This is a genomic window from Pantoea sp. SM3, from assembly GCF_000963995.1.
Taxonomy (GTDB): Bacteria; Pseudomonadota; Gammaproteobacteria; order Enterobacterales; family Enterobacteriaceae; genus Pantoea; species Pantoea rwandensis_B.
On sequence record NZ_JZRD01000013.1, the window covers coordinates 93,717 to 114,115 of the forward strand.

At 55.4% G+C, this 20,399-nt stretch carries 20 protein-coding genes; 9 read left to right on the plus strand and 11 right to left on the minus strand.

Annotation, left to right across the window (positions count from 1 at the left end; translation table 11 throughout):
* Positions 1 to 6: 6 nt before the first annotated feature.
* The 4 genes from VI01_RS07890 to hemW are packed head-to-tail and all read left to right on the plus strand — an operon-like array spanning position 7 to position 3,018.
* Complete coding sequence (locus VI01_RS07890; protein WP_045814702.1) at positions 7 to 714, plus strand: YggS family pyridoxal phosphate-dependent enzyme; 708 nt, start codon at positions 7 to 9, stop codon at positions 712 to 714.
* 12 nt (positions 715 to 726) lie between these two features.
* Positions 727 to 1,281 (plus strand): YggT family protein, encoded by a 555-nt coding sequence (locus VI01_RS07895; RefSeq protein ID WP_034823271.1) that lies wholly within the window; start codon positions 727 to 729, stop codon positions 1,279 to 1,281.
* Positions 1,282 to 1,301: 20 nt separating this feature from the next.
* Positions 1,302 to 1,895 carry an XTP/dITP diphosphatase gene (locus VI01_RS07900; protein ID WP_045814703.1) on the plus strand — a complete coding sequence of 198 codons (594 nt, stop codon included), beginning with the start codon at positions 1,302 to 1,304 and terminating at the stop codon, positions 1,893 to 1,895.
* Complete coding sequence (hemW, locus tag VI01_RS07905) at positions 1,888 to 3,018, plus strand: radical SAM family heme chaperone HemW (protein WP_045814704.1); 1,131 nt, start codon at positions 1,888 to 1,890, stop codon at positions 3,016 to 3,018. The genes VI01_RS07900 and hemW overlap by 8 nt, the downstream gene beginning before the upstream one ends.
* A gap of 255 nt (positions 3,019 to 3,273) precedes the next feature.
* Here hemW and VI01_RS07910 read toward each other — a convergent pair whose 3' ends face one another.
* The 3 genes from VI01_RS07910 to trmB form a co-directional block, all read right to left on the minus strand.
* Entirely contained in the window at positions 3,274 to 3,990 is a 717-nt protein-coding gene (locus tag VI01_RS07910; protein ID WP_045814705.1) for a DUF2884 domain-containing protein, read from the minus strand.
* Positions 3,991 to 4,247: 257 nt separating this feature from the next.
* Entirely contained in the window at positions 4,248 to 4,574 is a 327-nt protein-coding gene (locus VI01_RS07915; RefSeq protein WP_034823275.1) for a YggL family protein, read from the minus strand.
* Positions 4,574 to 5,293, minus strand: a complete 720-nt coding sequence (gene trmB / locus VI01_RS07920) for a tRNA (guanosine(46)-N7)-methyltransferase TrmB (protein ID WP_038644896.1) — start codon at positions 5,291 to 5,293, stop codon at positions 4,574 to 4,576. Before trmB ends, VI01_RS07915 begins: the two co-directional genes overlap by 1 nt.
* Before the next feature lie 153 nt (positions 5,294 to 5,446).
* Here trmB and mutY point away from each other — a divergent pair, with 153 nt between their 5' ends.
* The 3 genes from mutY to mltC are packed head-to-tail and all read left to right on the plus strand — an operon-like array spanning position 5,447 to position 7,938.
* Positions 5,447 to 6,532: an A/G-specific adenine glycosylase gene (mutY, locus tag VI01_RS07925; RefSeq protein WP_045814706.1), complete on the plus strand. Its 1,086-nt coding sequence runs from the start codon at positions 5,447 to 5,449 to the stop codon at positions 6,530 to 6,532.
* A complete protein-coding gene (locus VI01_RS07930) occupies positions 6,532 to 6,804 on the plus strand; it encodes an oxidative damage protection protein (RefSeq protein ID WP_038644892.1) in 273 nt (90 codons plus the stop codon). The genes mutY and VI01_RS07930 overlap by 1 nt, the downstream gene beginning before the upstream one ends.
* Before the next feature lie 54 nt (positions 6,805 to 6,858).
* Entirely contained in the window at positions 6,859 to 7,938 is a 1,080-nt protein-coding gene (mltC, locus tag VI01_RS07935; RefSeq protein WP_045814707.1) for a membrane-bound lytic murein transglycosylase MltC, read from the plus strand.
* A 127-nt stretch (positions 7,939 to 8,065) separates the two neighbouring features.
* Here the strand turns inward: mltC and VI01_RS07940 are convergent, their stop codons facing one another.
* A complete protein-coding gene (locus VI01_RS07940; protein WP_045814708.1) occupies positions 8,066 to 10,219 on the minus strand; it encodes an ornithine decarboxylase in 2,154 nt (717 codons plus the stop codon).
* A 548-nt stretch (positions 10,220 to 10,767) separates the two neighbouring features.
* On the opposite strand from VI01_RS07940, the gene VI01_RS07945 reads away from it, so the two are divergent.
* A complete protein-coding gene (locus tag VI01_RS07945; protein ID WP_045814709.1) occupies positions 10,768 to 11,751 on the plus strand; it encodes an MDR family oxidoreductase in 984 nt (327 codons plus the stop codon).
* Between the two features lie 95 nt (positions 11,752 to 11,846).
* On the opposite strand, the gene VI01_RS07950 is transcribed toward VI01_RS07945, so the two are convergent.
* The 5 genes from VI01_RS07950 to VI01_RS07970 are packed head-to-tail and all read right to left on the minus strand — an operon-like array spanning position 11,847 to position 17,876.
* Positions 11,847 to 12,626, minus strand: coding sequence for a heme ABC transporter ATP-binding protein (locus VI01_RS07950; RefSeq protein WP_045814710.1), 780 nt, complete (start codon positions 12,624 to 12,626; stop codon positions 11,847 to 11,849).
* Entirely contained in the window at positions 12,619 to 13,620 is a 1,002-nt protein-coding gene (locus VI01_RS07955) for an iron ABC transporter permease (RefSeq protein WP_045814711.1), read from the minus strand. Before VI01_RS07955 ends, VI01_RS07950 begins: the two co-directional genes overlap by 8 nt.
* Entirely contained in the window at positions 13,613 to 14,437 is an 825-nt protein-coding gene (locus VI01_RS07960; protein ID WP_034823284.1) for a hemin ABC transporter substrate-binding protein, read from the minus strand. Before VI01_RS07960 ends, VI01_RS07955 begins: the two co-directional genes overlap by 8 nt.
* Complete coding sequence (locus tag VI01_RS07965; RefSeq protein ID WP_045814712.1) at positions 14,434 to 15,456, minus strand: hemin-degrading factor; 1,023 nt, start codon at positions 15,454 to 15,456, stop codon at positions 14,434 to 14,436. The genes VI01_RS07960 and VI01_RS07965 overlap by 4 nt, the downstream gene beginning before the upstream one ends.
* A 50-nt stretch (positions 15,457 to 15,506) precedes the next feature.
* Positions 15,507 to 17,876 (minus strand): TonB-dependent receptor domain-containing protein, encoded by a 2,370-nt coding sequence (locus VI01_RS07970; RefSeq protein WP_045814713.1) that lies wholly within the window; start codon positions 17,874 to 17,876, stop codon positions 15,507 to 15,509.
* Positions 17,877 to 18,106: 230 nt separating this feature from the next.
* Between VI01_RS07970 and VI01_RS07975 the strand changes: the two genes are divergently transcribed.
* Positions 18,107 to 18,397, plus strand: coding sequence for a SelT/SelW/SelH family protein (locus tag VI01_RS07975; protein ID WP_045814714.1), 291 nt, complete (start codon positions 18,107 to 18,109; stop codon positions 18,395 to 18,397).
* A gap of 199 nt (positions 18,398 to 18,596) precedes the next feature.
* Here VI01_RS07975 and VI01_RS07980 read toward each other — a convergent pair whose 3' ends face one another.
* The gene (locus VI01_RS07980; RefSeq protein ID WP_082082045.1) at positions 18,597 to 19,136 is read right to left on the minus strand and encodes a PadR family transcriptional regulator; all 540 of its coding nucleotides are present in this window, start codon (positions 19,134 to 19,136) and stop codon (positions 18,597 to 18,599) included.
* 90 nt (positions 19,137 to 19,226) lie between these two features.
* A complete protein-coding gene (locus VI01_RS07985) occupies positions 19,227 to 20,009 on the minus strand; it encodes a siderophore-interacting protein (RefSeq protein WP_045814715.1) in 783 nt (260 codons plus the stop codon).
* Between the last annotated feature and the right edge of the window lie 390 nt (positions 20,010 to 20,399).

Here is a 20,399-nt window from a genome sequence, read left to right on the forward strand (position 1 = left end):
CTGACTATGACTTCCATTGAGCACAACCTACAGCAAGTGCGTGAGCGTATCGCCACTGCCGCTGCACGCTGCGGCCGCGCGCCAGAAGAAATTACTCTGCTTGCAGTGAGCAAAACCAAACCTGCGAGCGCAGTCGCAGAAGCGATTGCTGCGGGTCAGCAGGCATTCGGTGAAAATTACGTACAGGAAGGGGTTGAAAAAGTGGCTGAGCTGGCCGCACATCCTGATCTGCAGTGGCACTTTATCGGGCCGCTGCAATCCAATAAAAGCCGCCTGGTGGCGGAGAATTTTGCCTGGTGTCACACCGTGGATCGTGAACGCATCGCACAACGTCTGAACGATCAGCGTCCGGCAGCGTTACCACCGCTTAACGTGTTAATTCAGGTAAATATCAGTGACGAGAACAGCAAATCTGGCATCATGCTGGAGGCGATTCCGGCGCTGGCGGCGCAGATAGCCGCATTGCCACGTCTGCGCTTGCGCGGATTGATGGCGATCCCGGCGCCGGAGCCTGATTACGATCGACAGTTCGCGGTATGTCAGCAGATGGCTGACGCGTTTCGCGCCCTGCAACAGAATTACCCTGACGTCGATACGCTTTCTCTGGGAATGAGCGACGACATGGATGCGGCAATCGCCGCAGGCAGCACCATGGTGCGTATTGGCACCGCCGTATTTGGCGCGCGGGATTATGCGCGACCTTCACAACAATAATTGAGGAACCTCATGTTAACAATGACGTTTTTAGTCAAAACGCTGATCGACCTGTACGTGATGGTATTGCTGCTGCGCATCTGGATGCAGTGGTCACGCTGTGATTTCTATAACCCGCTGTCACAGTTTGTGGTGAAGATTACACAGCCGATTATCAAGCCGCTGCGTCGCGTGCTGCCAGCAATAGGCCCGATTGACACGGCCTCGCTGGTGTTGGCCTTTGTACTGACCACCCTAAAATACCCGGTGCTACTGTTAATTCAGGTTGGCGTGTTCTCCGTGGATCCCACCAATCTATTAGTCGGCCTGCTGTCACTGGTGAAATCCGCCGGTTATCTGGTGTTCTGGGTGATTATCATTCGTTCATTAATGAGCTGGATCAGCCAGGGACGTGGCCCGATTGATTACGTGTTGATTCAGCTGACTGAACCGCTGATGGCACCGATTCGCCGTATTCTGCCTGCCATGGGCGGCATCGATTTCTCTGCCATGATTGTGATTCTGGTGCTGTACGCGCTGAATTTCCTCGGCATGGACCTGTTCCCAGGTCTCTGGTATTTGCTGTAATTCGTTAATCTGGAACTGTTATGCAAAAAGTTGTACTCGCCACCGGTAATCCGGGCAAAGTTCGTGAACTGGCCGATTTGTTAGCGGCCTTCGGCCTCGATATCGTGGCACAAACCGAGCTGGGCGTTGAGTCAGCGGAAGAAACCGGCCTGACCTTTATTGAAAATGCCATTCTTAAGGCGCGCCATGCGGCGCAGATCACTGGCTTGCCAGCGATTGCCGATGACTCTGGTCTGGCGGTGGATGCGCTCGGCGGCGCGCCAGGTATCTACTCTGCGCGCTATGCCGGTGAAGACGCCAGCGATCAGCAAAATCTCGATAAGCTGCTGGTCGCGTTAGAAAATGTGCCGGAGGGGCAACGTCAGGCGCAGTTCCACTGTGTGCTGGTTTATGTGCGTCATGCTGAAGATCCGACACCGTTGGTGTTCCACGGCAGCTGGGCGGGTGAAATTACCCGTGCAGCCGCAGGTGAAGGCGGCTTTGGTTACGACCCGATTTTCTATGTTCCTGAACTGGGCAAAACCGCAGCAGAGCTGAGTAAAGATGAAAAGCGTGCTGTTTCTCACCGTGGCAAAGCATTGACGCTGTTACTGGATGCGATGCGCGATGCCTGAGTTACCTCCGTTAAGCCTGTACATCCACATTCCGTGGTGTGTACAGAAGTGCCCGTACTGTGATTTCAACTCTCACGCGTTAAAAGGCGAGGTGCCGCACATCGAGTATGTGCAGCACCTGCTCAGCGATCTTGAACAGGACCTGCCGCTTACCGCTGGCCGTGAAGTGCGCACCATCTTCATCGGCGGCGGCACACCGAGCCTGCTCAGCAGCAACGCCATGCAAATGTTGATGGATGGCGTGCGTGCGCGCCTGCCGCTGGCGGCCGATGCAGAGGTCACCATGGAAGCCAATCCGGGCACCGTGGAAGCGGCTCGCTTCAGCGGCTACCAGAAAGCCGGTATTAACCGTATTTCGATTGGCGTGCAGAGTTTTAGCCCGCAGAAGCTGGAGCGCTTAGGGCGCATTCACGGCCCTGATGAAGCGATACGTGCCGCCCATCTCGCCGCCGGTCTTGGCCTGCGCAGCTTTAACCTCGATCTGATGCACGGTTTGCCCGATCAGTCACTGGAAGAGGCACTGGACGATTTGCGTCAGGCGATTGCGCTGAATCCGCCGCACCTGTCGTGGTATCAGCTAACCATCGAACCGAATACGATGTTCAGCTCGCGTCCGCCGGTATTGCCGGATGACGATTCGCTGTGGGATATCTATGAGCAAGGCCATGAATTGCTAAGTGCCGCTGGTTATCAGCAGTACGAGACTTCAGCCTATGCCAAGCCGGGTTATCGCTGCGAACACAACCTCAACTACTGGCGCTTTGGTGATTACCTTGGCATCGGCTGTGGTGCCCACGGCAAACTGACGCAACCGGATGGCAGAATTGTGCGTACGGTGAAAACCCGTCATCCGCGCGGCTTTATGCAAGGTAAGTATCTCGACAAGCAGCACAACGTGGAGAACGATGACAAGCCGTTTGAGTTCTTTATGAACCGCTTCCGTCTGCTGGAAGCCGCACCGCGTGCAGATTTCAGCCGCTATACCGGGTTGGATGAGCAAGTGATCCGTGCGCAGATGGATGAAGCGATCAAAGCGGGTTACGTGGTGGAAACCACAGAGCAGTGGCAGATAACCGAGAAAGGGAAGTTGTTCCTGAATTCGCTGCTTGAACTGTTTATGTAGGCCAGAGCCAACACGCTCAAACCTAAGCACGAAGCTGCACTGAGCCGCCCCTATGTTGAGCCCCCCTTAGTGTTCAAAAAGGCTTAGCCGTCCCCCCTGACATTCAAGGCGGCGGCTAATTCAAAACGGCTTCGCAACCAGGCAATCAAAGCGGCTAAGCCGCCCGTGCACAGCGGCGCACCTGCTGAAGTGACCCCGTTCACGAAGACATTCGCTGTCCTCACGACGAGGCCATTTCGAAGGCCGCGACACAACTTACTTAACGTTCTGCACCAAACCTTTACGCTGTGCTTCCAGATCCGTCACGCGATTACACACCTCATGACCGAAATTCTGGAAGTCCTGTTCCTGCTTATTCCATTCCGCCTGAACCGCCTGCTGCAAACCGCCAAGGTTGCCCATAATCGCCTGCAGGGGATTGCTACCGCTCGCGGCCTGGCTGCTGCCCATCTCGTTCAGGCTGTCCTGCATAATGCCGCCCAGCGTGCTCTGCACCAGCTTTTCGCCATCGGCGCGCACCTGATCAATCGCCTGATGGTGGAAGGTCAAACCATCCGGGCGATGCTCAATGATACGGTTCATCTGCTGCTTTAGCTGTCCATCCAGTTTGGTCAGACGATTGCGCACGTTGCTGTTGGCACCGAGCTTTTCCACAATCACTTTATCCAGCGCTACGCGGCTGCGCTCCAGACGCGTTGATGCACCGTTATCAACCCACGGCAAATCACGGCGTAACGCATTCTGATAGTCGATGGCCTTCTGACGCGTGGCGTTATCCACGTTGGCTTTCTGCCCGTTAAAGGTCACATCGCCCTGCGGTGAGATTTCAAGATTACCGTTAGTGCCCACCACCTGCACACTCTGCGGTTTGATGATCACATCATCCTGAGGATTAACACTGCACTGATAATCAGCCTGGGCCTGTGATGCAGCAGCCAGCAGCAGTGCGGTAAGAAGCGCCTTACGAACCATGAAATCTCCCTAAAATGAAAAGCCGCCCACGCCTTGCTGTAAGAACAGGTCAGGCACAGGCGGCGCAGCGAATTGGAAAACGGTCAGCGCACAGCAACTGGCGCGCATCGGAGTACATAAGAATGACTCGCGATGCTCACCCCTTTCGGAGCCGCCCTGTGGGCGTTCAGATTGCTATCGCAATTTGTGCATGCACTGCCCGGCGCCCAAAGCGAAAGTAAGCTAGCCTGAAGCGATCTCTCAGGCTGGTAAAATAGTTAGTCCCACCAGACGTCAAAGAGTTCAGTCACCTGAACATCTGACAGCTCGCGTTTCTCCAGCCATTTACGCACCAGCTCACGGTGCTCATCAGTGCACTTACCGGTTTCCTGCAGGCAAACCAGGCCTTCCCACACCAGATAACCGCTGCCGTCATACGCCAGGCCATTCGGATCAATCACTTCAGTAATAAACTGATCCAGCGTGGCATCAATTTGCTCCTCGGTGGTGCCTTCGGCAAAACGCCAGGCAACAGAGAAACCTAACTCCTGAAACTCATCGATATGCAGTTTTTTACGTAAACGACGGCTACGCTGTACGGCCATTATTTAATCCTCTCAAACATCAGATCCCAAACGCCGTGGCCCAGTCGCTGCCCGCGCTGCTCAAATTTCGTTAACGGGCGCGTTTCCGGACGCGGCACGTAATCGTTAGCTTCTGACAGGTTTTTATACCCATCCACGCTGCTCATGATTTCCAGCATGTGCGTCGCGTAATCTTCCCAGTCGGTGGCCATATGGAACACGCCGCCCAGTTTCAGCTTACGCATCACCAGCTCAGCAAAGGGTACCTGCACAATGCGACGTTTATTGTGGCGCGCCTTATGCCATGGATCCGGGAAGAACAGTTGAACCATGCGCAGTGAATTATCCGGAATCATCTGCTGCAGCACTTCCACTGCGTCGTGACACATCACGCGCAGGTTTTCCACGCCAGCTTCTTTTGCCGAAGCCAGGCAAGCGCCCACGCCCGGCGCATGGACTTCAAGTCCAAGGAAGTTCTGATGGGGATTGTTTTGCGCCATAGTCACCAGTGAGGCGCCCATACCAAAACCGATTTCCAGCACCACTGGCGCTTCGCGACCAAACAGTGCAGCTAAATCCAGCGGCTCCTGCTGGAACTCGACGCCCATCTCCGGCCAGTAATTATCGAGCGCGAGCTGCTGTCCTTTCGTTAAGCGCCCCTGGCGGCGCACAAAACTGCGGATACGGCGTAATGGCCGCCCGTTCTCATCAAATTCCGGGGTGATGACGTCATTAATCATGTTGAAGCCTGCTGGTTAGCCTTTTCTGGGAAACGGGCATTATGCAAAGTTAGATAGCAGAAGCAAGCCTTTGCAATCTTCCGGTTTACACCCCGATGTCTCTGTGCTGGAATTCCTGCCTGATTGTAGAGCAAACACGGAATATTTCCTCAAATGATGCAAGCGCCGCAGTTCGCGCAACAGGTGCTGGAGTGGTATCAGCGCTTCGGCCGCAAAACCCTGCCGTGGCAGCAGGAGAAGACACCTTATAAAGTGTGGCTCTCTGAAGTGATGCTGCAGCAGACGCAAGTTGCCACCGTTATCCCTTACTTTGAACGCTTTATGGCGCGCTTCCCGACGATTGCCGATCTGGCCGCTGCACCGCTGGACGAAGTTTTGCATCTGTGGACCGGCCTCGGCTATTACGCCCGCGCGCGCAATTTGCATAAAGCGGCAAAGCAGGTAGTCGATAAACACGGTGGCGAGTTCCCGCGCAATTTCGATGACGTGGCCGCGCTGCCCGGCGTTGGGCGCTCCACGGCGGGTGCCGTGCTGTCCCTGTCGCTGGGCCTGCACTTCCCGATTCTGGATGGCAACGTCAAGCGCGTGCTGGCACGTTGTTATGCCGTCGGCGGTTGGCCGGGCAAAAAAGACGTTGAGAAACGTCTATGGCAGATCAGCGAAGAAGTGACGCCTGCCGAAGGCGTCAGCCAGTTTAATCAGGCGATGATGGATCTCGGTGCGTTAGTGTGCACTCGCTCACGTCCCAAGTGTGAGATTTGCCCGGTCAGCAACGGCTGCGTAGCGTATGCCAACAGCAGTTGGGCGGAGTATCCAGGTAAGAAGCCCAAAGTAACGATTCCCGAGCGCACCGGCTGGTTCCTGATGATACAGCACGGCGACGACGTGTTTCTGGAGCAACGTCCGCCAGTGGGATTATGGGGCGGCCTGTTCTGTTTCCCGCAGTTCACTAGTGAGCAAGCGCTAACTGACTGGCTGGCCGAACGCGGCATTCACGCTAAACCGCAGCAGCTAACGGCGTTTCGTCATACCTTCAGCCATTTCCACTTAGACATTGTGCCTATGTGGCTGGCGTGGCCTTCTGCCGGGTCGCTGATGGATGAAGCGAGCGGTCTCTGGTATAACTTAGCGCAACCACCGTCAGTGGGTTTGGCAGCGCCCGTTGAGCGTTTGCTGCACGAATTGCGCCATCCCCAGCAACTGACACTGCACACGCGCGTGATCCAAGAGGAAGAGTAATGAGCCGCACCATTTTTTGTACGTTTCTGCAACGCGACGCTGAAGGGCAGGATTTCCAGCTCTATCCAGGTGAGATCGGTAAACGCATCTACAATGATATTTCCAAAGAAGCCTGGCAGCAGTGGATGTCCAAGCAGACCATGTTGATCAACGAGAAAAAGCTCAACATGATGAATCCGGAAGATCGCAAAGTGCTGGAAAAGGAGATGATCAATTTCCTGTTCGAAGGCAAAGATGTGCACATCGAAGGTTTCACCCCGCCAGAAAAATAATCGTTCAGGGCCTTCCTTTGAGGCCCTCTTTTTCGAATCAGGCACGCATTTACAATGAATAAAAAACTGATAGCGCTGTTAGTGATTGCCCCACTTTTGGTTTCCTGCTCCGGACAAAAAAAATCGCAGTATCACGAAGAGTGGGTCAAGGACACCAACGGTTTCGACATCCTGATGGGGCAGTTCGCCGCCAACATTGAAAATATTTGGGGAATCAACGAGGTCCTGATCGCCGGACCGAAAGATTACGTCAAATATAGCGACAGCTATTACACCCGCAGTCACATCAACTTCGACAGCGGTAGCATCACCATTGAGACCATTGCCGGCACCGATCCGATGGCCAGCCTGCGTCAGGCGATCATCACCACGCTGCTGATTGGTGACGATCCCGGTAATGTCGATCTCTACTCCGATGCCAATGATATTCAGATCAGTAAAGAGCCGCTGCTTTACGGCCAGGTACTGGATAACACCGGACAGCCGATTCGCTGGCAGGGTCGCGCAGCCAGCTTTGCCGATTACCTGATCCAGAACAAACTGCAAAAACGCACTTCTGGCCTGCATGTCATCTGGTCGGTGACCATTCCGATGGTACCGAACCACCTCGACAAACGTGCGCATAAATATCTGCCGCTGGTGCGTAAATCGGCGGAACAGTACGGCGTAGATGCGTCGCTGATTCTGGCAATTATGCAGACCGAATCGAGCTTCAACCCCTATGCGGTCAGTAACTCCGATGCGCTGGGCTTGATGCAGGTGGTTCAGCATACCGCTGGCGTGGATGTGTTCCGTATGAAAGGCAAATGGGGCAAACCAAGCCGCAGCTATCTGCTCGACCCGGAGAATAATATTGATGCGGGTACGGCCTATCTGTCGCTGCTGCAGAAGAGTTATTTAGGCGGGATTCAGGATCCGGTGTCACGCCGTTACGCGGTGATCACCGCCTACAACGGCGGCGCGGGCAGCGTACTGCGCGTGTTCTCCAGCGATAAAGATCGTGCCTTCGCGAAGATTAACGGCATGTCGCCGAATGAAGTTTATCAAACGCTGACCACCAGCCATCCATCGGGCGAGTCACGCCGTTATCTGTATAAGGTGAATCAGGCACAGCGTAGTTATCATCGGTATTAATCGTCTCCGAATGAGATGACGTATCCGTTATTGCAGAGGCAGACAGAGAGATATTGATTGAATCTGACTGCCTCTTTTTTATTGCCATGGGCGATATAAAAGAGGCATCACTGCACATGAATGGTGTCTATTCGCGCACCATCATGTTCGCCACTAAGTGTTTCCGACCGCTGTCATCTTCCTCGGTGTAAACTCCTTGCAGCTCCGGCGAGAAGCCCGGCAGCAAGTTGATGCCCTCCTCCAGCGCGAGGAAGTAACGCTTCACCGCGCCACCCCACACTTCTCCCGGCACCACGCACAGTACGCCCGGTGGATAGGGCAGCGCACCTTCGGCAGCAATGCGCCCTTCAGCTTGCGCAATCGCTACCAGCTCCACCTCACCACGGATGTAAGCCTGATGCGCGTCCTGTGGATTCACTTCCACTTTCGGGAAACAGGCTTCGCGGAACATCGCTTTCTGCAGATCTTTCACATCATAGCTGACGTAGAGATCGTGCATTTCCTGGCACAGGCGGCGCAAGGTGTAGCCTTTGTAGCGTTCCATGTTTTTGCGATAAACGCTCGGCAGCACTTCAGCCAGCAGCGCATCCTCTTTCACATGGTGTTCAAACTGCTCGAGCATCGCCACCAGATGCGCCATCTTCTCCGGATTCTCCGCTGGCGTCAGCAGGAACAGGATGGAGTTGAGATCGCACTTCTCAGGCACAATGCCGTTCTCGCGCAGGTAGTTCGCCAGAATGGTCGCCGGAATACCGAAGCTGGTGTATTCGCCGCTGGCGGCATCAATGCCGGGCGTGGTCAGCAGCAGCTTGCAGGGATCAACCAGATATTGCTCGCTGGCATACCCCTCAAAGCCGTGCCATTTCTCGCCTGGCTCCAGGCTGAAGTAAGCCGGATCGGCGGCGATAACGTCAGTTTCCGCCGACTGCCATAGCTTGCCGTGCACCTTCTCCGGCAGGAACGGCTGAATCATCTCGCAGCGTTCCAGAATCGCTTTGCGCGCATCAATGCCGATGGTGACGCATTCGTGCCACATGCTGCGCCCGGCTTCACCTTTGTGCATACGTGCGTTGATATCCAGCGCGGCAAACAGCGGATAGAACGGGCTGGTTGAAGCATGCAGCATGAAAGCGTTGTTGAGACGCTTGTGCGGACAGAAGCGTTTCTGACCGCGGATGTGGTTGTCTTTTTTGTGAATCTGCGAGGTCTGCGAGAAGCCCGCCAGCTGTTTGTGCACCGACTGGGTGACAAAAATGCCGGGATCGTTCTCGTTCAGCTCCAGCGTCAGCGGCGAGCAGCCTTCCATCAGCGGGATAAATTGCTCGTAGCCCAGCCACGCAGAGTCAAACAGGATGTAATCACACAGATGGCCGATGCGATCCACCACCTGGCGCGCGTTGTAGACGGTGCCATCGTAGGTGCCGAGCTGGATGATTGCCAGGCGGAACGGGCGCTGATCTTTGGCACGATGCGGCGCGACTTTCTGCACCTGTTCGCGCAGGTAAGCTTCATCAAAGCAGTGCGCATCAATCCCGCCGATAAAGCCGAACGGGTTACGTGCCGCTTCCAGATACACCGGCGTCGCGCCCGCCTGAATCAGCGCGCCGTGATGGTTGGATTTATGGTTGTTGCGATCAAACAGCACCAGATCGCCGCGCGTTAACATGGCGTTAGTCACCACTTTGTTGGCGCTGGAGGTGCCGTTCAGCACGAAATAGGTTTTGTCGGCGTTGAAGACTTTCGCTGCGTACTTCTGCGCATCTTTCGCTGAACCTTCGTGGATCAGCAGGTCGCCCAACTTGACGTCGGCGTTGCACATGTCGGAACGAAACACGTTCTCGCCATAGAATTCATAGAACTGACGCCCGGCAGGATGCTTACGGAAGAACGCCCCGCCCTGGTGGCCCGGACAGGCGAAGGTGCTGTTCTGCATATCAACATAGCGCGTCAGGGTATCGAAGAACGGCGGCAGCAGGTCAGACTCATACGCCTGCGCGGCCTCCTCCAGCGCTTCCCACTCTTCCGGTGCACCGTTGATTTCACCGGTCACGCCCGGCAGCTTCAGCACTTCTTCATCGAACGCGTTGGCGACAAACACCGGCAGATTAAAGCCGGTCTGACGCAACAGCGTTAACACGCCACTGCGTGTATCCGCCAGTGAGACGACCACAGCCGCCACATCGGTAAAATCAGTATTGTCGAGTGTCACCACATCGCGCGCGGTGTTCAGGCTCAGGCTTGGCGCTACCGCAACGCTGGCAGCGATTTTCAATGGATTCATAACACAAATCCCCGTAATGAAGGATGAGTGGGTGCCAGTGGCACAGCAATGAGGAAAATTCCCCGGCGAATAACGTCTTCGGGCGGATCAACCGCCGCAACCGATAGACATCAGTAAAGTCAGATCGCGTCTGTCTTTAGTCATGTCCAACAGCATAGCGCGTTAAGCTGGCCTCACCGCATGGTGAGCGAGAAATGCGAACAACAGATGACGGAGGGACGCTTATCGTAAAGCGAACGGAGACAAGTGCAAAAGCGCATTGTACCGAGCATGGCGGCGTCCTCAGTGTGAATGGAATCGGTGGAAAACTGCGGCGCAATGATGGCATCTTTTTTTTGCTGGAACAACCCGTTGCAACGTGATTGATACGCATAAGCAACATTCAACAACCATTTGATTAATAAGTGAATATTAAATCAACGCTTGATAAAAACGCTTAAATATCCTTGTGTTATGCGAATTTATGCAAGGTGTGTCCGCCTTCGTGTTGCTCCCTGTTTCCAGAGGAGTAATATGACCCGCACTTTCCTCAATCAGCCGGAGGCTGCATGTTCAAGGCATTGGTCATTGAAAATGATGAACAGGGTTACCGCACATCTCTGCAGGATTTGACAGAGCAACAACTGCCCGATCAGGATGTCACCCTCGAAGTCAGTTACTCCACGCTCAACTATAAAGACGCGCTGGCCATCTGCAACAAAGGGCCGATTGTGCGCCAATTCCCGATGGTACCGGGCATCGATTTTGTCGGTCGGGTGATTAACAGCCGCCATCCGGATTGGCAGCAGGACGATGTTGCACTGCTCACCGGTTGGGGCGTAGGTGAGAAACATTGGGGCGGATTGGCACAAAAGGCCAGCGTTTCCGGTGACTGGCTGGTGAAAGTGCCTGCTGCGCTCAGCCCGTTGCAAACCATGGCCATCGGTACCGCCGGGTTCACCGCCATGCTGTGCGTATTGGCGCTGGAAAAACAGGGCATCACGCCACAGCAGGGGCCGGTGCTGGTAACGGGTGCCAGCGGCGGCGTGGGCAGTTTCAGCGTCAGTTTGCTGGCTCGTTTAGGTTATGACGTGGTGGCTTCCAGCGGCCGCGCCAGCGACAGCGACTACCTGATCAATACCCTCGGCGCCTCCTCGATTATCGATCGTGCTGAGTTGAGCGCGCCCGGCAAACCTCTGGCGAAAGAGCGCTGGGCTGCGGCGATTGATAGCGTCGGCAGCCATACCCTGGCCAATGTGCTGGCGGGCATCAAGCGCGATGGCGTGGTGGCTGCCTGCGGCATGGCGCAAGGTCTGGATCTGCCCACCAGCGTGGCACCGTTTATATTGCGCGGCGTGGTGTTAGCCGGTGTGGATAGCGTGATGTGCGCTAAGCCGTTGCGTGAGCAAGCGTGGCAGCGTCTGGCTGAACTGGTGGATGGCGCACTGCTGGAGCAGTTGACCAAAGTGATCCCACTGAGTGAAGCACGTGAAGGTGCTGAAGCCTTGCTGGCGGGCGAAGTCCGTGGCCGTCTGATTGTGGATTGCCGTTAAGAATGTATAGCGGTGCAATTTATTGCGCGTTTGTCAGCAGCATCATCGCTTCAGACATGCGCGATAGATCGCGCCGCTACGGATTTGAATCGGCTTTAAGCCCGCAGCTGAATTTGCGGCCTGCCCTGCTTTTGCGGCATCACCACGTGCAGCTCAGCCTGATACCAGTGCGTCAGCGTATTTTCCGTCATCACCTCTTGCGGTGAACCCTGCGCCACCAGCTTGCCCTGATGCAACAGCAGAATGCGATCGGACCACAGCGACGCCAGATTGAGATCGTGCAGTACGGTACAGACGCTAAAGCGGCCGTTACGCGTCAGCTTATGCAACAATCGTAAACTGTACTGCTGCCAATAGAGATCGAGTGCCGACGTCGGTTCATCAAGAAACAGCCAGCCGCGTGGACCGTCATCGTGCCATAACTGTGCCAGTACTCGCGCCAGCTGCACGCGCTGCTGTTCCCCGCCAGAAAGCGAACGATAATCGCGCTTTGCCAGTTCCAGACTGCCAGTAATCTGCATCACTTCCTCAATCACCGCTTTGGATTTGCTGGCAGGCCAGGGCGCACGGCCCATCGCCACCACTTCTTCAGCAGGCAGCGGGAAAGTCACGCTATTTTGCTGGCGCATCACCGCACGTCGTTGCGCCAGCGGTTCACGCGGCCAATCGCTTAACGGGCGATCGCCGAGCCAGCACTCACCCGCTTCGGGCGCCAGAAATCCAGTCAGCAGGCGCAACAGCGTGGATTTACCCGCGCCGTTGGGGCCGATCAAAGCGATCATTTCGCCTGGCTGTAAGGTGATAGAGACATCATCAATCAGCGCACGCGTGCCATGACTAAAGCGCAGGCCGCGAGCCTGCATTGAATCACTCATTCATCCCCCTTTTCTGGCGCAGAATCAGCCAGAGAAACCATGGACCACCGATCAGGCTGGTGATCAATCCCACCGGCATTTCCGCCGGGATGACCACCGTGCGCGCCAGTGTATCCGCCAGCAATAGCAAGATGGCTCCCGCCAGCGCCGAACCCGGCAACATCCAGCGATGATCGCTCCCGACACAGAAACGCATCACGTGCGGCACCACCAATCCGACAAACCCGATAATCCCGCTCACCGACACCGCCGTGCCCACCAGCAGCGCACTCAGTATCAGTAACTCACGCTGGGTGCGCTTCACATCAATCCCCATGTAATGCGCGTCTTCCTCACCGAGTTGCAGCAGATTAAGACGGCGCGCACGGGTCTGGATGGCAATCAGCGCAGGAAGAATCAGTACAGCACACACCACCAGACTCGGCCATTGTGCCGCGCTCAAACTGCCCATTCCCCACAGCGCCAGCTGGCGTAACTGCTGATCATTACTGAGCCAGGAGAGCACGCCCACCGCCGCACCGCACAAGGCGTTGATGGCGATACCGATCAGTAGCAAACGTGACAAATTCCCTAGCGCCAGCCGACTAAAACTAAAAATCAGCAGTGTAACGATCAGGCTGCCGATAAACGCTGCAATCGAAGGCAGCCACAGCGCCAGCAAAGGCGGCAAGCTGAGCGGAACGATAATAGAAAACGCGACGGCCAGCCCGGCCCCGCTGCTGATGCCGAGCAACCCCGGATCGGCCAGCGGATTGCGGAACAGGCCCTGCATCACCGCACCGGAAACCGCCAATGCCATACCGAGCAACACCGCCAGCAACACGCGCGGCAGGCGGATGTTCAGCCAGATTTGCCACGCCATATCGCTGAGAGGCGCATGGAACAGCGTGCGCATCGACAGCGGCATGGCGCCAAAATTGGCGGCCATCAGCATGCAAATCACCATGCTGATGCCCATCAATAGCAGCCAGCGCATCACGGCACTGTTAGTCATGTTTTACCGCTTCGGCGGCTTTACGCAGCTTCACGATGGTCTCCGGCGTATCAAGACCAAAGCCCAACATGGCCATCTCATCGACCACGAGCAAGGCGTGATGCTGGCCTGCAGGTGTTAACGCCAGACCCGGCAGCGACCAGATTTTCTCTTCGCCGCCCAGCGTGCGCAGGCCATCTTCACCTACCACCACCAGATCCGGCGCGGCAGCAACCACACCTTCCTGTGATAGCTGCTGATAATGCGGGATCGCCGCCATGGCGTTGACCAGACCGGCACTGCGGATTGCGGCATCAGCGCCCGTTTGGTTGCCTGCTGCCTGAGTGCGCATGCCACCGTGCGCCATTACAAACAGCACCTTCACCGGCAGCGGCTGCTGGGGAATCTGCGCGCGCTGCTTGTTCACTTTCTCAATCAGCGCCTTCGCTTCGGCATCACGATGCAGCGCTTTGCCGATAGTGGCGATCTTTTCCGGGATGGCGTCGAGGCTGGTTTTGCCGGTGACATCCACCACCTTCACCCCAGCGCTCTCAACCTGCTGCAACACCAGCGATGGTTTCGCCAGCTCGCTGGTCAATACCAGCGTGGGCTTCATGGCCAAAATGCCTTCGGCATTGAGCTGGCGCATATAGCCGATATCCGGCAGCTTGTTAGCCTGCGCCGGATGCTGGCTGGTGCTGTCGCGCGCCACCAGATCGGCCTGCGCATCCAGCGCATAAATGATTTGTGTCACATCACCGCCGATGGAGATCACCCGTTCAGCAGCAAATGCCGGCAGCGCCAGCGCGCCCAGCAGTAATAGGGTCAGACGTTTCATGCTGTCGCTCCCAGCGCGGTGACCTGCTCACGCCAGCGCGCCTGCTCTGGCGTCCCTTCGCTACGCTGACCATACAGTTGCGCGATCTGCGTGCCGTCGGCGGCAAACAGTTCGAGGCTGGTGACAAAGCCATCGCCACTCGGTTTCCGCGTTACCCAGCTCTCGGCGATGTGATCGACCATCAGGTGCAGCGTAAAGGTTGGGTTGAAGATGTTGACCCAGTTGTCCATCGGCATCAGTTTCTCCACCGCTCCGGTGAAGATCTGCGTGCAACCACGGTTGCCGATAAAGATCATGATTTCGTTGCCATCCTGCTGCGCCTGCTCCAGCAGTTGAGCCAGTGAATCGTTGCTGACCTGGCGTGCCAGATCGTCCGACACCGCGTGAAACGCTTGCTGGCGTGAAATATTGTGGCGCTTCAGTAGGCCAAAGAACTGATGCACATCGGTCATGGCGCGCCATTCGGCTTCCACTTTATCGGCATCAATGGCGCGGCTATGTTCTGGTGCGGCGGCAGGTTGTGGATCAAGTGCCGCAGCGGCTTCGACGGTGAATTCTGCGATCAGCGCATCCCAGGCCGCCATGTCGGTATTGTCGGTGGTGTAGATTTTCAGCACCGCATCCGCGTGGCGATCAAAAATCTGGATGCTTTGACGCTCACCGCGCGCGGTCTGCTCACGCAGGAAGAAGGCGCTGTGCCACTGTGCCGGGAACAGACGCTGATCGAGCGCGCGTGGGTTAAGGATCAGTCCGGCATGTTCGCCGAGGTGCAGGTTTTCATATTTGCCCACCTGCTCATGCACCGCATATTCGTTGCGGGTGATGCTTTTGGTTTCGCCGACGGCTGCCAGTGCCTTCAGCAACGCCGGGAAATCCGCTTTTAACGCTTGCGCATCCTGGTCGACGCGCGCTTCACACAGCTGCGCTTCGCCAATGCCCATCAGGGCCGCCAGATCGCGGGCATACTTCTTCGGATGTTCGCCTTTCAGCGCCAGGTAGTGATCGTAACGTGGGTTCATTGCACTTGCTCCATGAAAAGGCCCTGCGCGAACGCAGGGCGAAAATGTGATTAGAAGTCGACGTTCACACCGAGCTGGAAGGTGCGGCCTGGCTGAGTTGCCAGTGCGATATCGTTGCGATCCTGTGCGGTATCGCTGGTCATTTCGCGGCTGCTCAGGTAATCCCAATATTTACGATCTGTCAGGTTATACACGCCACCGCTCAGCTTGACGTTCTTCGCCACCTGCCAGTACGCCGTCAGATCGACCATCCCATAACCCGGCACGCGCGCGTAATCGGTGGTGGAATCGGTCAGTGCAGAACCGGTATTGGTATAGCTCTGGCGGTTGGTCGCCGTGGCCTTCTTGCCCTTCACGAAGGTTGCCGTCACCGCTGCACCATACTCGTTCTGTGGCGCATCCCAACCCAGCCCCAGCACCGCTTTCATTGGCGGTACGCTTTCCAGATCGACGTAACGGTCGCCGAGGTAGCTCGACTTCGATTTACCTTCGTTATAGCTAAAGGCAAAGCGTGCGCTCAGGCCCTGCACATCTTCATACCAGGTGCCGAAATTCACTTTTCCACTCAACTCTGCACCATAGATATAGGCTTTATCGCGGTTCTCTGCCTGATAAGTGGTGTAAATGTTGCTCGGAACGTTAGTGAATTTATCCGGGTTGCCGGAACGGGTGTAACGGTTATAGGCGATGAAGTTTTTGTAGGCGTTGTAGTAAACCGCCGTGTTCATCACCACGCCTTCGGTCGGCTGTCCTTTCAGACCCCATTCGAAGTTATTGCTGGTTTCAGTGTTCAGATCCGCGTTACCAATCAGCGCATATTGCGCTCTACCCGCATAGCTGGAACCCAGGTTCCATGAACCATACAACTGGCTGGCGTTCGGGAACTGCGCGCCGCGTTTGTATTGCAGATAAGTCATCAGGGTTGGCGTGAGCTCATACTGGAATGCCAGCGATGGCAGAACTTGCGTATCGCTGTTGCCAGAGCCGTACAGCGTGTCGACTCCTGATTCGGTCAGCACGGAGCTGCCGCTGGTCAGGCTGCTGAGGTTCTCGGGCTTGGTATTTTGGTACGCCACACGCACGCCCGGCACCACCGCAAAGTTGTGGCTATCCAGGTCGAAGTTGATCTTATCCTGCACAAAACCGCCAAGCGTATAGCTGCGGCTATCTGCTTCAGGCTGCATGATCACACTGAATGTGCTTGGTGTCGGTGACTGGCGGAATGGGCGTTCGGTTTTTTCCAGACGTCCATTCAAACCGGCAGTCAGCTCATGACGACCCAGCGTTTTAGCCAGACTGGTTTCAAAGCCGTAGCTGTCCGTGTTGTAGTCAGAGTAGACCGTCTCATAGGCTGTCGCGCTTGAAGGCATATAAGTATTGTCATGCGCTTCGGTGTGCTGCCAGTAGACACGTGAGGTCAGGCTGTCGATGAAATCGTTGTACGGCGTGTATTCGTCCGCCAGGCTCAGGCCGAAGCGACGAGTATCGCTCTGCTGTTGTGCCGTGCCGTAAACGGTATTGCCTGAAGTATCCCAGCTGTCGTAATGGGTGTGATTGGTTTTGTGATAGAAGTCGGCGGTACCGGTGATTTTGTGCGCATCATTCGGCTCCCACACCACGCTGCCCAGCAGTGCGTCAGAGTGCCAGTTGGCTGGATATGCCCCACGGCTCGCATCGTTGTTTTGCGTTTCCTGACCATCGCGGCGGCTATAGACAAAGATACCGCGCAGTTCCTCATCACCTGCTGCCGCAGTGATGCCGTTGTGCCAGCTGCGATTGGAAGAATCGAAGTCGCTCTGGTAGCCAAAATAGGTGGTTTTACCCGGATGTAAGTAGTCGTCTGGCGTCTTATTACGGAACGAGACCGCACCACCAATCGCGGTGTTGGGCTGAGAGACAGACGTCGCGCCTTTATCGATATCCACGCGACCAAACATATAAGGGTCGATGTAATCGCGGCCAATACCAAAGGTATCTAAACCGGCGCGGCTGACGTAGCTGCGTCCGGTGGCATCCGGCAGAGAAACGCCGTCAACGTTGATATCGACGCGGTTACTTTCCAGACCACGGATGTTGTAGCCAGTGTAACCCGCACGATCGAAGCCACTTTTACCCGCAGAAGAACCACCGCTGGCACCGGTTGCTGTTACGCCGGGTTCGTAGCGCATGATGGTACCGAAATCATTGCCGCCATCACGCTGCATATCGGCTGCGGTAATGGTGCTTTTACTACCGGCTTGTTTCTCCAGCTTCGGTGCAGTGACCGTCATGACCGATTCTGCAGTGGTGGATTTGTCAGAAGATAAAGCAAGTGTCGTGTTGTCGCTGGCCGCGTAGCTGCAAGCGGCGTGAATAGCGGAAGACAAAATGGCAACTCTAAACAGACGTTGCTGGGTCATTCCCTGAAAGAGTGAAGACATGCGCGAAATACCTGGTTAATTGTTAGTATTCGCTCACTGGATTGCCGCCAAAAAAACGCGATATGCGTTAATAAACCGTAAAATGTGTGGACTTATTTTATGTAATAAATAATTTCGTCAGGAATGTAATGCAATTGGTAATCATTATCAATAAACTTTACACTAAGATGTATCTTAGACCGCACATTTTGTTAACTTGTTTATAATCAATAATTAAGGAGAGGCTCCTGATGGCGCAAAAACCGGCTGTGACCATTTACTACTGCACTCAATGCAACTGGCTGCTGCGTTCGGCGTGGATGGCACAAGAACTGTTGCACACTTTTGCCGAAGATTTGAGCGCAGTAACGCTAAAACCCGGCACCGGCGGTGTGTTCGAAATCAGCATTGATGGCACGGTGATTTGGGAGCGTAAACAGGAAGGCGGATTCCCGGATGCAGCGGCGCTGAAACAGCGCGTGCGTGATTTCTGCTGGCCGGATCGCGAGTTAGGACATGTGGATAAGAAGAAGCCGGGCTAATCCCCGAGCGGATAGATGCGCACATTCGAATGGCAATGAACATTCCAGAACGGCGATTTATTGCGATCAATGGCTTAATTATCGGCCTGCTGTTTCAGCGGCTATGACGGGCGATTTTTCGCGATGACTAACGTAGCCATGTCAGAAAGTGAGATGGCTAATCGGCGCGGGAGGCATTTATTCTGCTGGCCAGGTACGATTAGCTATTCGCGATTTTCTCTGTCGCTTCGTTCAGTGCATTTATCACAATTTCCAGCGAATCAGGCGAAATATCTTCCTGCGATAAACGATGATTCAGCGTGTGGCGAATATGATGAATGGCCTGCTCGACTTCTGGAATACTGCGATTATTGACCAATATCGCCAGCGAAGTCAGACGCTCAATAATATTGGCAATATTCTCGCCGTTCTCAGCTAATAACGCGCGACCGCCATCATTGAGCGCATAAGCTTTACGCGACGCATGCGCATCCACCACGCGGATCGCATCCATCTCTTCGAGCAACGTGAGGTTAGGATAGATGATGCCAGGGCTGGGAGAGTATTCCCCTTTGGACAGCTCTTCCACTGACTTGATCAGCTCATAGCCATGCGCAGAACCGTTGGCGAGGAAGTGCATCATTAACAGGCGAATATCACTGGCATCCAGCATCCTTTCGCGGCGCTTTTTACGCGCACCTGCACAGATTGCACGTTGTGGATTATCGGACTGCCATGGAAAATCCCGCTGCTGTTTCATTGCCTTCCCTGAGGTCAATTAAGGGAGGTTGATAGTAGTCTGCCGCCTGGCAAAATTCAACACAGGCGGCAGCGGGCGCGGCGAAGTCAGTTATTTCTGATGCCAGTACGCCACCGCGCGCACGAAGTCGGTGTGGGCACCACGGCGTTGCGTGAAGTAGTCGCTCAGCAGTTTTACCGCCTCACCTTCACCCGTCAGCCAGATGAAATACTCTTCTGTTGGCAGTGAGATCTGATCCAGCTGCGCAATCAGCGGGCCGAGGTTATCCACCTGCATGCTGCCACTGCCGAGCCACGTCACCTGCACATTCGGCAGATCACCGAGGTAATCGCGCCCGGTGGTTTCATCGGCGTAGGCCAGCAGATGGATCTGCTGCGCCTGCATCTCAGCGTAACGACGCTTAAAGGCTGGCAGCCCAGTCTCATCGCACACGTAAATCTGGCAGGCATAATCCACGGGCACTACGCAGGAGCCACGCGGGCCGCCCATGGCGATCTGATCGCCTGGCTTCGCCTCATTCGCCCAGTTGCTGGCGACGCCGCCATCATGGATATAGAAATCGAGCGTCAGTGAATCGGTGCCGTTGAACGCCAGCGGGGTGTAATCGCGAGCTGCCGGGCGTACGCCGCCGGGCCAGACGATCCCCTCTTCGGTCATTTGCGGCAAAGCCAACGCGCTGCCCGCATTGTCCGGGAAGAAAACTTTAATGTGATCGTCGAATGACGGTGAATTAAAGCCCGCCAGATCGCTGCCGGTAAACTCAATGCGCCAGAATTCACCGGCAATTAAAGTTTTGCTCGCCACGGTGATATGACGGAAGCGTAATTCGTTGCGTACGCGCTTTGGTGCGCGATCGTTAATGTTTTTTTGCAAGTGTTCTCTCCAGGCAAAGGCGTGAATGAGTGTGCCCCTGCGATGACTTATCCTGAGTGGCAAGATGCCTCCCCTAAACTGAGATTACCGCAGCTTGAGAGTCGTTCACGCCAAACGTTATCGAAAATCATTCTCATCTGACGTTGGCTAGCATAGTTATGATATATCTTCGATGCAATGCCGAAAAATGCTATTGGGAAAAGTTGCAGAATTTTCGGCGTGGCTTGCACCGGTTGGAGCAGGGACTAACGCCAACTGAATTTCAGGAGAGAACCGCAGTTAAAGAGGATTGCGTTCGATGAGCGGGCAATGGCAGGCAACGATCGCGCCGCAACAAACGTGCGGCGTGTCATCGATAGTCATGGGGTAAAGCGCGGTAAAACGAGAGGG